This window comes from Pseudoduganella sp. HUAS MS19 (assembly GCF_053615455.1).
Window position 1 is genome coordinate 4354873 of sequence record NZ_CM132133.1, and the last position, 13673, is coordinate 4368545.

Consider the following 13673-nt stretch of genomic DNA (forward strand, 5'->3'; position numbering starts at 1 on the left):
TTCCATCGGTTCACATGCACAGTCAGCCATGGGATGCCTGCCCGTCCCCCAGCACCAGGCGCATGCCGATCGTCCCCTTGGCAGCGGCCGGCGCCACGGCGAAACCCAGGCGGTGCGCCAGTTGCAGCATGCGCAGGTTTTCCGGCAAGGCCTCGCCCACCAGTTGCTGCGTGCCGCGCGCACGGCAATAGCGCAGTATCTTCTCCATCAGCAGCGCTCCGAGTCCGCGCCCCTTCAAGTCCGAGCGCACCACCACCGCAAACTCCGCACTGAGGTTGTCGGGGTCCGCAACAGCGCGCGCCACGCCCAGCGTTTCCGGACCGTTGGCACCCGGGCGGGTAGCGATAAAGGCCATTTCGCGGTCGTAGTCGATCTGGGTCCAGCGTGCCAATTGCGCCGCAGGCAGCGAATGCACCTGGGCGAACATGCGAAAGCGCACGTCTTCAGGCGTCAGGGCGGCAAAAAAGGCGCTGTGCTGCGGCGCATCTTCCGGGCGGATCGGCCGCAGCAGCAAGGCGCCGCCTTCCCAGGCCACGCTTTCCTCCAGTTCGGCCGGATACGGCCGGATGGCAAAGCGCGCCGGGCCGATCTGGGCAGCGTGCGTCACCCGCATGCGCGCATCGAGGGCCAGCACGCCGTGTTCGTCGGCCAGCAAGGGATTGATGTCCAGTTCCTGCACTTCGGGCAAGTCGGCCAGCAGCGTGGCGATGCGCACCAGCACTGTGCACACCGCCTCGATGTCGGCCGGGGGACGGCCGCGGTAGCCGGCCAGCAGGCGTGCCACCCGCGTGCGGCCCACCAGGTCGCGTGCCAGCACCTGGTTCAGCGGCGGCAGCGCCAGCGCGCGGTCGCCGATGGTTTCCACCGCGATGCCGCCCTGGCCGAACAGGATCACCGGGCCGAATACCGGATCGCAGCTTGCGCCCACGATCAGTTCATGTGCCCCGGGCCTGCGTGCCATGGCCTGCACCGTAAAGCCGCGCAGATGCGCTTTGGGATGCAGCGCGTGCAGGCGTGCGCGCATCGCCAGCGCCGCGGCGCGCACCGCTTCCGGAGTGTCCAGGTCCAGCTCGACGCCGCCGACGTCGGTCTTGTGCGTGATGTCCGGCGACAGGATCTTCAGCGCGACGGGGTAGCCGATGCGCCCGGCCAGCAGCACAGCCGCCTCGACGCGGTCGGCAATGGCGGTTTCCACCACCGGAATGCCGTAGCAGGCCAGCACTTCCTTGGCCTCCGGCTCGCTCAGCATAGGGCGGTTCGACTCCAGCGCGTGGGCCACCACCTGCCGTGCGCGGGCCTGGTCCGGGCAGAAATCGCTGGCAGCGGCGCCCGGCACCTCCATCAGCAGTTGTTGCGCACGGCGGTAGTTCACCATCTGCATGAAGCCGCCCACCGCATCCTCCGGCGTGGCGAAGCTGGCGACGCCGGCTTCGCCCAGCACGCGCCGCGCCGGCGCCATGCCCTCACCGCCCAGCCAGCAGGACAGCACATTGCACCGGGCATCGCGTGCCGTCGCCGCCACTGCCTGCGCCACTTCCATCGACGGCACGATGGCGGTCGGGGCGTGCATCACCAGCACCGCATCGACGCCCTCGTCCTGCAGCAGCGCTTTCATCGCCTCGCTGTAACGCCGGCCGGGAGCATCGCCAATGATGTCGACCGGGTTGGCATGCGACCAGGTGGCCGGCAGCACTTCGTCCAGCCGGCGCAAGGTGGCGCTCGTCAGCTGCGCCAGCTTTCCTCCCGCGCCTACCAGCGCGTCGGTGGCCAGCACGCCGGGGCCGCCGCCATTGGTCAGGATCGCCAGCCGTTCGCCCGCCAGAGGACGACCCGCGGCCAGCGTTTCCACCGCGTCGAACAGCTCTTCGGTACTCAGCACGCGCAGCATGCCGGCGCGCCGGATGGCAGCGTCGTACACGGCGTCGGAGCCGGCCAGCGCGCCGGTGTGCGAGTTGGCGGCCCGTGCGCCTTCGGCAAAGCGTCCCGACTTCACCACCAGGACCGGCTTGCTGCGCGCAGCGGCGCGCGCCGCCGACATGAATTTGCGCGCTGCCCGCACGTCTTCCATGTACAGCAGGATGGCCTGGGTTTCGCGGTCGCTGGCAAGGTAATCCAGCACATCGCCGAAGTCAACGTCGCTGCTGTCGCCCAGCGAGACGAAGCGCGAAAAACCGATATTGCGGCTGCGCGCCCAATCGAGGATGCCGGTCACCATGGCGCCCGACTGCGACACGAAGGCCAGTTTGCCGGGCAACGCCGGCAGGTGCGCGAAGCTGCCATTCAGCCCGATACCCGGCACCAGCAGGCCGACACAATTGGGGCCGAGGATGCGCAGCAGGTGCGGCCGCGCCGCCGCCAGCATGGCCGACTTCTGCGCGGCGTCGAGGCCGGCCGTGATCACCACGGCAGCCTTGCAGCCCATCCGCCCCAATTCGTCGACCAGCCCGGGCACCGTGGCCGGCGGCGTGCAGACCAGGGCCAGGTCCGGCGCCCGCGGCAGGTCGCGCACGCGGTGGAAAGCCGCCCGTCCGCAGAGGGCCGAGTACTTGGGATTGACCGGCCACACCGGGCCGTCGAAGCCGCCCTGCAGCACGTTGGCCAGCACCGTGGCACCGACGCTGTGCGGCCGCTCGGAGGCGCCGATCACGGCCACCGAGGCGGGTTGGAACAGGAATTCCAGGTTGCGAATGCTCATGCTTTCCTCTCAATTTGGCGCTGCCAGCGCACGGCGGCGCGCATGGCCGCCTGGTTGACCACAAAACAAGCCAGGCCGACGGCCACGGCCAGCCCCAGCTCCAGCGCGCCCGGCATGCCGAGCTGGAAGGCTTGCCCCAGCGGCGGCACATACAGCACCAGCAGCAGCATGGTGCAGGTCACGGCCGCCACCAGGTGCGACACGCGGTTGCCAGCCGCCCGGTGCGCCAGCGCGCTGCGGGCGGCGGACAGGTTCGAAAAAATCAGCGACAGGTTGACCAGCACCAGGGCGGCAAAACCTGCAGCCCGGGCGGCCGGCGCAGTCATGTTCCCGAGCGCCCAGGCATAGGCCAGCGCCGTCGCCAGCAGGCCAACCAGGCCCTGCACCAGCGCGCCGGCAAGCGTGGCCCGCTCCAGCAAGGGCGCGTCGGGCCGGCGCGGCGGGCGCGTCATGGCGCTGGCGTCCGACGCTTCGTATTCGAAGGCCAGCGAACATGCCGGCCCGATCACCAGCTCGAGGAAAGCGATATGCATCGGGTAGAGCAGCATCGGCCAGCCCAGCACCGCGGGCAGCAAGGCCATGCCGGCAATCGGCACATGGATCGCAAACACGTATGAGAAGGCGCTGCGCATATTGGCAAAGATGCGGCGCCCAAGCCTGATACCGCGCACGATGGAGGCGAAATTGTCGTCCAGCAGCACCAGCGCCGCGGCTTCGCGCGCCACATCCGTGCCGCGCTGGCCCATGGCGATGCCGACGTGGGCCGATTTCAGCGCCGGCGCGTCGTTCACGCCGTCGCCCGTCATGGCCACCACTTCGCCATTGGCCTTCAACGCTTCGACGATGCGCAGTTTCTGCATCGGACTGATACGCGCGCATACCGTGGCGCTGGACAGGCGCTCACGCAGGGCGCTTTCGTCCATCTGCTCCAGCTCCCCGCCTGTCAGCACCCGGCGGGCGGGCAATCCGGCGCGCTGCGCAATACTGCCGGCCGTCGCCGGATAGTCGCCGGTGATCATGAGCACGCGGATGCCGGCGGCATGGCATTGCCCGATCGCGTCCGGCACTTCGGCGCGCAAGGGGTCGGCCAGGCCCATCAGGCCGAGGAAGGCGTAGCTGAAACCGTCCTGCGCCGCCGGCAGCAAGCCGGCCGCATGCTGCGCCCGCGCCACGCCAAGCACCCGCAAACCTTGCGCCGCCATGCGGTCGGCGGCAGCGCGCAGGGCCGCCATCTGTCCTTCATCGAGCCGGCACAACGCGCCGATGGTTTCGGGCGCGCCCTTGGCGGCCACGGTGGCCAGGTCGGCCTCACCCTCATCCCATACCTGCGTCATGGCGCGCAGGCCGCTCGACAACGGGTACTCGCGCAGCAATCCATCCTGGCGCGTGCCTCCCGCCAGGGCATGAAAGGCCTGCTCCATCGGATCGCTGGCGCGCGGCTTGCTGGCCAGGGCGGCAAAGCGCACCAGCTCGTCGAACGCAGCCGGCAGCCCGGTCTGGAAGGCATGCGGCAACTGCAGGAACTCGCCCTCGGCATACAACTGTTCGACGCCCATCCGGTTCTCCGTCAGGGTGCCGGTCTTATCGGTGCACAGCACGGTAATCGAACCGAGCGCCTCGATCGAAGCCAGGCGCCGCGTCAATACCTGCACGCGCGCCATGCGCCAGGCGCCAATGGCGAGGAATACCGTCATGATGACCGGGAATTCGGCCGGCAGCAGCGACATCGTCAAGGCAATCCCGGCCAGGATGGCCGCCAGCCAGCCCCCGCCTTGCAAGCCATACAGCAGGACGGCCAGCAAGCTCACGGCCACGGCCGCCACCGCCATCAGGCGCGTCATGCGGTTGGCATCGCGCTGCATGGGCGACGGCTCGCCGCCCACCGCCTGCAGGCTGCGCCCGATCCTGCCCAGCTCCGTGCGGGGCCCGGTGGCGTTCACGCGCGCCAGGCCGTCGCCTTGCAGGACCAGCGATCCCGACCACAGGTAAGGCGTCTCGTCGCCGCCCGGCGCGGCTGGCGGCAGCGGGCCATCGGCGACGCACTTGGCAACTGCCATTGATTCGCCGGTCAACTGCGATTCGTCGACCCGCAGGCCGGTGGCCTGCAGCAGCACGGCATCGGCAGCCACGCGGTCGCCCTCCGCCAGCAACAGCAAATCACCCGCCACCACCTCGCTGCCGGCAATGCGCAGCGCACGGCCCTCGCGCAGCACCAGCGCACGCGGCGAACTGAGATCGCGCAAGGCTTGCAAGGCACGCTCGGTACGCCCCTCCTGGAACAGCGCCAGGCCGATGGTCAGGGCCGCCATCGCCAGCAGCGCGGCGCCTTCCTGCCAGTCGCCCAGCACCAGGTACAGCACGGCGGCGCCCAGCAACAGCAGGAACATCGGCTCGCTCACCGTATGCAGCAGCAAGGCCGCCATGCGCTGCTGCGCTTGCGGCAGGCTGTTCGGCCCCTGTTCGGCCAGCCTGCGCCGCGCTTCTTCATGGGACAAACCCTGCAATCCCGGCTCTTGCATGCTGGTCCTCCAGGACGTGATCATCCGCCCACCTTAGCGCTGCAGCTGCGCCATGCACATGATCAAGGTCAAGTTCGGCCGGATTGGGCAACCAGCACCGGCCTCGGGATGCAGGGACAATTATTGAATCAAAGTCAAAAGTGTTTAGCGCATACAGGGCTTAATCAGCAAATATTGCCCCGGTACACTGCGATCCATTGAAAACTCCATGAGTCCATTCCCATGCGATCCACTACCGCCCTGTTAGCCCTTGCCACTGGCGCCTTTGCCATCGGCACCACCGAATTCACCCCGATGGGCCTGCTGCCCGTGATTGCCGACGGCGTCCAGGTCAGCATCCCGACCGCCGGCATGCTGGTTTCGGCCTATGCCGTGGGCGTCATGGCCGGCGCCCCGGTGATGACTTTGCTGTTCAGCCGTTTCGGCAAGCGCGCCGCCCTGATGGCGCTGATGCTGATTTTCACCGTGGGCAACCTGCTGTCGGCCTTTGCGCCAGGCTATACCACCCTGCTGCTATCGCGCCTGATCACCAGCCTGAACCACGGTGCCTTCTTCGGCATCGGCGCCGTGGTGGCGGCCAGCGTGGTACCGAAGGAAAAACAGGCAAGCGCCATCGCGGCCATGTTCATGGGCCTGACCCTGGCCAATATCGGCGGCGTGCCGGCCGCCACCTGGATCGGCCAGCAAGTCGGCTGGCGCGTCGCCTTCGGCGGCACCGCCGTGCTGGGGCTGGTCACCATCGCAGCACTCTGGATGGCCTTGCCGAAGGGCGAACCTGGCACGCCGCCAGACGTGCGCCGCGAATTGAAAGTGCTGACGCGCCCCGAAGTGCTGTTGGCAATGGGCACTACCGTGATGGGCTCCGGCGCCATGTTTGCGCTCTACACCTACGTGGCGCCAATCCTGGCTGAAATCACCCATGCCACGCCTGGCTTCGTCGCCTTGGCCCTGGTCTTGATCGGCATCGGCTTCACAATCGGCAACAGCCTTGGCGGCCGCCTGGCCGACTGGTCGCTCGATGGCGCCACCAAGCTGATTCTCGCGGCCCTCGCCCTCACCATGGCTGTGCTGCCGCTGGCGATGACGACCGAAACCGGTGCTGCCATTGGCCTCGTGGTCTGGGGCGCCGCCGCTTTCGGCATCGTACCGCCGGTGCAGATGCGTGTCATGCAGGCAGCGGCGCAGGCACCTGGCCTGGCCTCTTCGGTCAACGTCGGCGCCTTCAATCTGGGTAATGCGCTTGGCGCCGCCCTGGGCGGCGTGGTGATCGGCCAGGGCCTGGGGTATGCCGCGGTGCCGCTGGTTGGCGCGGCACTGGCCGCCGGTGGCCTGGCGCTGGTCTGGCTTGGCAATGCGGGCCGCCGTGATGCATCGGCTTCCGCCGCTTCCTCGATTTGAGCAGGGAGCGAGTTCATGAGCGCTTCCTTGGCTCGCCTGACCGAAGGTGGTTTCAGCATCGGCATCGAGGCTCCGCTGGATAACGACTGGAGCCACGCCGGCGACCAGGCGAGGCAACAGGCCGGGCGCCTGCCCGGCGAGCCGGACCTGCAGCGCCACGCGGACCTGGCCCAACTGGCGGACCGCCTCGGTTTCCGTGCCCTGTGGGTGCGTGACGTCCCCATGTACGATCCGTCTTTCGGCGACGCGGCCCAGGTATTCGAAGTGTTTTCCTACCTCGGCTACCTGGCCGGCATCACCAGGGACATCCTGCTTGGCACGGCCGCCGTGGTGCTGCCGATCCGCGAACCGCTGCTTACCCTGAAGTCGGCGGCGACGCTCCAGCGCTTGAGCTGCAACCGCCTGATGCTGGGCGTGGCCAGTGGCGACAGGCCGGTGGAGTATCCCCTGTTTGGCCGCGATTTCGCAGCGCGCGGGACGGAGTTCCGCACACAGGTTGCGCTGCTGCGCGACGGCGCGCACTCGCGCCTTCCTCCTGGCCTGCATGTGTTGCCGCGCATCGAAAAGCCTTTGCCGCTGCTGGCCGCGGGCCTGGCCCAGCAAAGCCCGGCGTGGGTCGGCCAGCACCTGGACGGATCGCTGGCCTACCCCGGCACACCGGAGGACCACACACGCCGCGTGGCAGCGTGGCGCGCCGTGGACGGGAGCAAGCCATACGCCACCTTCATCCACCTGGACTTGAGCGAACGGGCCGATGAACCGATGCAGCGCTGGCGCTTTGGTTTCCGCGCTGGCCGTGCCGCACTGACCGGGGAGCTGGCAGCGCTACGCGCGGCCGGCGTCGACCACGTTGGGCTGCACTTCCGGCGCAACCGCCGCCCGCTTGGCGAAACCTTCCACGAGATCGCCGAACACGTAATGCCGCTTTTTCACGCCTGATGCAGTGCTATTACGGGGCCGGGCACTTCTTGCGGGGCGCCCAGTCCCACTGTTCATTGTTCTTGACCAGCTTCATCTTCCATTTGCGGCTCTCGTCAGTTCCGCAGGTCGCGTTGGCAACGAGTTCGCCGTTCGGCATCCAGGTTGGCGTGTCCAGGTCCACGTACCTGTAATCCTGGCCGGGGCCTGAAATGAAGTTGTAGCCAGACCAGAATTGCTTGCCGTTCGCGGCAAAAATCTTCCATACGTCGCCGTCCAGGCCGCCCGAGCGCCCGGTGGCGAGATAGGCGCGGCGGTCTTCCGAGAAGTAGACGCTTACGCCGCCTTCAGTGACCGCCCCGGTATGTTCGTTAATCAGCTTGCCGGCGAAGTCACCGCCGTCTTCGACATTGACCAGGATGTAGCCTTCCTTACGGTCGCAAAACTGGTAATGCGCACCCTCCATCGGCTCGTCAAATAGTCACTGGTTCTGGCCCGGATGCCAAATGTCGTATCATGCTGGCATATTAAAGCCCCCCTAGACGAGTGCATCGATACGACCTGATTAGCTGCCATGACTGCGGCGTGTTGCATAGCCGGCGCCCGGTGCGCCCGCGCGAGAAGGCGCGCTGCGTACGCTGCCGCTCGGTGATGTATCGCGGCATCCACTCCGACGCCGGCCGCATGGCGGCCATCACCCTGGCCGCGCTGATCGTCTACGTGATCGCGCAATGCTTTCCGATCGTTGAACTGGATGTGAACGGCAACGCCTCGCGCGCCACGCTGCTGGGCGCGATCGTCGTGCTGTGGCAGGGGCATATGCCGCTGGTGGCTGCTGCGGTCTTCCTGTTTACCATCCTGCTGCCGGCCATCGAACTGCTGGCGCTGCTACACGTGACACTGGCGCTGGCCGGCGGCCACAAGCCAAAGTCGTTCAACCTGCTGCTGTATGCCGTGCACCTGGCGCGGCGCTGGGGCATGACGGAGGTGCTGATGATCGGCATCCTCATCACCATCGTCAAGATGACCAGCCTGGCCACGGTGGTACTGGAACCCGGCCTGTTCGCCTTCGCGGCGCTGACGCTGATGCTGGCCATCGTGGTTTCGTTCGACCCCAGGATGCTGTGGAACCTGGGCGACGCTCTGGCGCCGCAGCCTGATGTTCAGCCGCCGCTGCCGCAAAAGGCATTGTCATGCCACGTCTGCGGGCTGGTCTCGGCCGACAGCGGCGCGGCGCACCAGGACTGTCCCCGCTGCCACGCGCGCCTGCACCGCCGCCATCCGGACAGCCTGGGACGGACCTGGGCCCTGCTGATCGGCGCCGCCATCCTGTATATTCCCGCCAACCTGCTGCCCGTGATGTATACGCATTCGCTGTTCGGCAAGGAGGACGACACCATCATCAGCGGCGTGCTGTATTTCTGGGACAGCGGTTCGCCCGTCCTGGCCGCGATCATCTTCGTCGCCAGCATCCTGGTGCCGCTGCTGAAGCTGGCGGCCCTGTCGCTGTTGGCATGGACGGCGCAGCGCCGCTCGCGCTGGCGGCCCTTGCAGCGCACGGTGCTTTACCGGATGGTGGAATTCGTGGGACGCTGGTCGATGCTGGACATCTTCGTCATTACCCTGACGGTGGCCCTGGTACGGTTCCAGACGCTTGCCACCATCACCGCCGGGCCGGGAGCCCTGGCGTTTTGCGCGGTCGTGGTGCTGACCATGCTAGCTTCGATGCAGTTCGACCCGCGCCTGATCTGGGACCCGGTCCCGCCCTATGGAGAAAAACATGCCTGAACATTACGGCACCCCAGCCAATACCGCCGGCGCCCCCCTGCCCGAACCGCAGCTTGAAAAGGCCAGCCACTGGCTGCCTTCACTGGTGTGGCTGGTGCCGCTGCTTGCGGCACTGATCGGCATCGGCCTGGTGGCCAAGTCCTATTTCGATGAAGGGCCGACGGTGGTGGTCAGCTTCCGCAGCGGCGAAGGACTCGAAGCCGGCAAGACCAAGGTGAAATACAAGGATGTGGACGTTGGCCAGGTGCGGGCAATCTCCCTCTCGCCGGACTTGAGCAAGGTGCTGGTCACCATCGACATGAACAAGGATGCACGCCGCTTCACAGCGGCCGACACCCGGTTCTGGGTCGTCAAGCCGCGGGTCGGTGTGAGCGGCGTATCCGGCCTGGGCACACTGCTGTCCGGCGCCTACATCGGCGTCGATGCCGGCAAATCGAAGGAAAGCAGCCACGAATTCATGGGCCTTGAGAAGGTGCCGCAAGTGGCGGGCGACCAGAAAGGCACGTATTACGTTCTTCATGGCGATTCGCTGGGTTCGATCGACGCCGGCTCCCCCGTCTTCTACCGCCGCATTCCTGCCGGCCAGGTAATCAGCTACGAGCTGGAAAACAACGGCCAGGGCGTTGCAATCAAGGTTTTCGTCAATGCACCTTATGACCAGTACGTCGGCAGGAACACGCGCTGGTGGCATGCCAGCGGCGTTGACCTGCAACTCGACTCCGGCGGATTCAAACTGAACACGCAGTCGGTGGCGGCGCTGCTGGTTGGCGGCATCGGCTTCGAATCGGTCACTGGCCGCAAGCCGGACGCCGTGGCGCCGCCCAACACCGAGTTTCCGCTGGCCGCCGACCAGGCCCGCGCGATGCGCGAGCACGATGGCGCGCCGATCACGACCGTGTTCTACTTCAACCAGTCGCTGCGCGGCCTCTCGCCCGGCGCACCGGTGGACTTCCGCGGCATCGTGCTGGGCGAAGTGCGTTCGGTCGGCGTCGAGTTCGACCCGGTCAAGAAGGACTTCCGGATGCCGGTCACGGTGGATATGTATCCGGGCCGCCTGGGCCGCCGCTTCCAGGAAACCGTCACCGACGACAAGGACCGCAATGCCGGACCGCTGGTGCTCGAACGCATGGTCAGCCATGGCTTGCGCGGCCAGCTGCGCACCGGCAATCTGCTGACCGGCCAACTGTATATCGCGCTGGACTTCTTCCCCAATGCGGCGCAAGTCAAGCTCGATATGAACGCCTATCCTATCGAAGTGCCGACCGTGCCCAATGCGCTGGACGAATTGCAGGCCCAGATCGCCAGCATCGCGCGCAAACTGGACAAGGTGCCGTTCGACCAGATCGGCAACAACCTGCGCGATTCCCTGCAAAGCGCCGACAAGCTGTTCAGGAAGGTCGACTCGCAGCTGGTGCCGGAACTCCAGTCCACGCTGGGCGAAGCGCGCCAGACCTTCGGCGCGGCGCAGCAGGTGCTGCAGCAGGACTCGCCGGTGCAGTCCGACCTGCGCATGGCCCTGCAGCAGCTGACGCAGACGCTGCAATCGCTTAACGAACTATCCGATTACCTCCAGCGCCACCCGGAAGCGCTGATCCGTGCCAAACCCCAGCCTGCGAAGGAGAACAAATGATGCGCCGGCATGCCCTGTCAGGATGTGTAGTGTTTGCTTTGTCGCTGGCCGGCTGCGCAAGTCCGCCGCCGGAACGCTTCTATAGCCTCAGCAACGGCATGGCGCCCGCGGCCAGCGTGCCGAATCCCGGCTACTACATCGAGGTGCAGAACGTGACGGTGCCGCAGCAGGTGGCGCGCAGCCAGCTGGTGGTGACTTCCGGCGAGGGGCGCATCGACCTGCTGGAGCAGGAACGCTGGTCGTCGCCGCCGGCGTCCGAGATCGGCCAGGCGCTGTCGCTGGCCATCTCCGGAGAACTTGGCGCCATCGATGTCTTCCGCACCCAGCCGCCGGAAAAGGCCACGGTCTACCGCATCAGCACCAATGTGCAGCGCTTTGAATCGGCGCCCGGCAAATATGCGTTGCTGGACGCCGTCTGGAGCGTGCGGCTGGCGGGCAGCACCCAGGTCCAGACCTGCCGCAGCACGGCCCGCGAAGAAGTTGGCGCAGGTTACGACGCCCTGGTGATGGGGCACCGCCGTGCCGTGGCCCGGGTGGCGGCCGATATCGCCAAGGCCGTACGCAGCCACGCTGCGGGCAAGGCGGCCTGCCCGTCCTAACTGCCGGATTGCTCGCTCACTATCCCGGTGACCTCCCGGCGCACGGCAGCACCGATCAGGGCGTGCCTGGAAACGGCAGCATGCTGACGGCAGCGGCGCCCGGGGTCCGGTTAGCGCCGGACCTTTTCCACTCGCATCAGCGGGTATTGCCCAGCATTTCGCGCAGTTCCAGGCGGTTGTAGGCCACGCGCAGCGCGTCGCGCGCACTGATCTCCTTGCGCGCGACCAGTTGCTGCAGCACCTCGTTCAGCGGCCGCGACATGCTGTCTTCCTTGCGCTTCATGTAGTCGCCGATCATGTGCAGCTTGTCGGGGTCGACGATGTACGGGGCAATCTGCTGGTTGTGGTTGAACACCATCTCGCTGGCCAGCACATAATTCTCGCCATTTTCCGACGGCAGCAGGCTCTGGAAAATCACCCCGATCAGGGAACTGGCCAGCATGGCCGAACGCTGCGCGCGCTGGTCGACCGGGAAGAAGCTAAGCAGCTTGCTGATGGCGCCGACCGCATTCCCGGTATGCATGGTGGCCAACACCAGGTGCCCCGATTCGCCGGCATGCAGCACGGTTTCGGCCGTATCGTAATCGCGGATCTCGCCCACCATCAGCACGTCCGGCTTCTGCCGCAGGGCTTCGCGCAGGCCACTGGAGAAGCTGGCGGTATCGACCGGCACCTCCTTTTGCGAAATGATCGACTGCTTGCGCTGCAGGGTGTACTCGATCGGCTCTTCGATGGTGACGATATGGCCGTTGCGGTTGGTATTGATGTAGTCCAGCATCGAAGCGATGGTGGTGGTCTTGCCCGACCCGGTCGGACCGGTTACCAGGATCAGCCCCTTGTTCGATTCAAGCATGGTGCGCACATAGGACGGCAGTCCGGTGCGCTCCAGCGGCAGGGGTTCCAGCGGCAGCCGGCGCACCGACAGCGCAACCCGGGCGCCCGCGCCCAGGCGATAGATATTGCAGCGCAGGCGGCAATTCTGCAGCACGAAGGGGCGGTCCAGCGCCTTCTCGACGATCTTGTCTTCCCAGTCCTCGTCGATACTGTCCAACAGAGGCCGCAGCTCGCCCAGCGTCAGCGGGCCCTCGTGGAACTGCTGCCAGCCGCGCGGTGTCTTCACCATGGCGGCAGCACCCTGCTCCAGGTGGATATCGGAAAAGCTTTGCTGCCCGCTGACCAGCTGCATGAACTTCTGCTGGAAGTCGCCGGCTCGCGAAGTATCGTTGAACATCAGGGTCACCTCTAAGATGAAAATGATTCAGGCTCCGTGATTCTACACAGATGCGCATGCAAGTCACACCTCTTGCCCCGCGCTGGCGCCCGCACACAATAGCGGAGCTGGCAGCAAAAATACAAGATTGTGTTTACTATTGCCAATTAAATACTGATGAGCAGGTGCGGGCCGGAGTGACTATTAAGTTTGGACTAAGATGAAGATCGCATGCCATATCCAAAGTGCTGAAGTCTACGAACTGGTACATAGCGTGCTGCTGCGCGCCGGCTTCGACGTGCAGCGCTTTGCTTCGGAAACGGCGCTGCTGCGGGGCGTGCGCCGCGACGACGTCGACCTGGTCCTGATCGACCTGGCCAGCGAACCGGAGGCCGACAACAGCCTCCTGTCCTGGCTGAACATGCGCACCGGCGATGCGACTGCCGTCATGATACTTTCGCCCCTGCAAAGCGCCGCCCTGGCGGCCCTGGTGCTGAATGCCGGTGCCGACGAATTCGTGCCGCGTCCCTTTGAAGCGGTGGAACTGCTGGCGCGCATCAATGCCCTGTTGCGCCGCAGCGGCAACGCACCGCAGCGGCGCAGCATCGAATACGCCGGCTACAGCCTGGAACGCGATAGCGGGCGGTTGCAGTTCCTCGGCCAGCCGATCGAGCTGACCCCGCGCGAATTCAGCATGGCATGGCTGTTCTTCTCCTCGCCCGGCGTCTACATCTCGCGCAGCACCATCGGCGCCGTGATCTGGAGCACGGACAGCGAAGTGGCAGGCCGCACCATCGAGCAGCACGTCTACAAACTGCGCAAGAAGCTGCAGGTCGGCGACAAGCGCATCGTCATGATCCGCACCGCCTACACCCAGGGCTACCGCCTGGAGCTGTGCACGCCGGACTAGCCCGGC

General features: G+C 66.4%; 10 protein-coding genes. 6 read left to right on the top strand and 4 right to left on the bottom strand.

Features of this window, described 5'->3' with window-relative positions:
* Positions 1-22 precede the first annotated feature (22 nt).
* Both ACWBU6_RS19610 and ACWBU6_RS19615 read right to left on the bottom strand, forming a co-directional pair.
* Positions 23-2695, bottom strand: a complete 2673-nt coding sequence (locus tag ACWBU6_RS19610) for a bifunctional acetate--CoA ligase family protein/GNAT family N-acetyltransferase (protein ID WP_452645070.1) — start codon at positions 2693-2695, stop codon at positions 23-25.
* Positions 2692-5214 carry a cation-translocating P-type ATPase gene (locus tag ACWBU6_RS19615; protein WP_452645071.1) on the bottom strand — a complete coding sequence of 841 codons (2523 nt, stop codon included), beginning with the start codon at positions 5212-5214 and terminating at the stop codon, positions 2692-2694. The genes ACWBU6_RS19610 and ACWBU6_RS19615 overlap by 4 nt, the downstream gene beginning before the upstream one ends.
* A gap of 222 nt (positions 5215-5436) precedes the next feature.
* Between ACWBU6_RS19615 and ACWBU6_RS19620 the strand changes: the two genes are divergently transcribed.
* A complete protein-coding gene (locus ACWBU6_RS19620) occupies positions 5437-6612 on the top strand; it encodes an MFS transporter (RefSeq protein WP_452645072.1) in 1176 nt (391 codons plus the stop codon).
* Between the two features lie 15 nt (positions 6613-6627).
* Entirely contained in the window at positions 6628-7551 is a 924-nt protein-coding gene (locus ACWBU6_RS19625; protein WP_452645073.1) for a TIGR03571 family LLM class oxidoreductase, read from the top strand.
* A gap of 10 nt (positions 7552-7561) precedes the next feature.
* On the opposite strand, the gene ACWBU6_RS19630 is transcribed toward ACWBU6_RS19625, so the two are convergent.
* Positions 7562-7996 (bottom strand): hypothetical protein, encoded by a 435-nt coding sequence (locus ACWBU6_RS19630; RefSeq protein ID WP_452645074.1) that lies wholly within the window; start codon positions 7994-7996, stop codon positions 7562-7564.
* A 119-nt stretch (positions 7997-8115) separates the two neighbouring features.
* Here ACWBU6_RS19630 and ACWBU6_RS19635 point away from each other — a divergent pair, with 119 nt between their 5' ends.
* From ACWBU6_RS19635 to ACWBU6_RS19645, 3 genes are read left to right on the top strand one after another with little or no spacing between them, the layout of a single operon-like run.
* Positions 8116-9318, top strand: coding sequence for a paraquat-inducible protein A (locus tag ACWBU6_RS19635; protein ID WP_452645075.1), 1203 nt, complete (start codon positions 8116-8118; stop codon positions 9316-9318).
* Complete coding sequence (locus ACWBU6_RS19640; RefSeq protein ID WP_452645076.1) at positions 9311-10948, top strand: PqiB family protein; 1638 nt, start codon at positions 9311-9313, stop codon at positions 10946-10948. Before ACWBU6_RS19635 ends, ACWBU6_RS19640 begins: the two co-directional genes overlap by 8 nt.
* Entirely contained in the window at positions 10945-11547 is a 603-nt protein-coding gene (locus ACWBU6_RS19645) for a PqiC family protein (protein WP_452645077.1), read from the top strand. Before ACWBU6_RS19640 ends, ACWBU6_RS19645 begins: the two co-directional genes overlap by 4 nt.
* A gap of 136 nt (positions 11548-11683) precedes the next feature.
* On the opposite strand, the gene ACWBU6_RS19650 is transcribed toward ACWBU6_RS19645, so the two are convergent.
* Complete coding sequence (locus tag ACWBU6_RS19650) at positions 11684-12778, bottom strand: type IV pilus twitching motility protein PilT (protein WP_452645078.1); 1095 nt, start codon at positions 12776-12778, stop codon at positions 11684-11686.
* Between the two features lie 199 nt (positions 12779-12977).
* Here ACWBU6_RS19650 and ACWBU6_RS19655 point away from each other — a divergent pair, with 199 nt between their 5' ends.
* Positions 12978-13667 carry a response regulator transcription factor gene (locus ACWBU6_RS19655; RefSeq protein ID WP_452645079.1) on the top strand — a complete coding sequence of 230 codons (690 nt, stop codon included), beginning with the start codon at positions 12978-12980 and terminating at the stop codon, positions 13665-13667.
* The last annotated feature ends 6 nt before the right edge of the window (positions 13668-13673 follow it).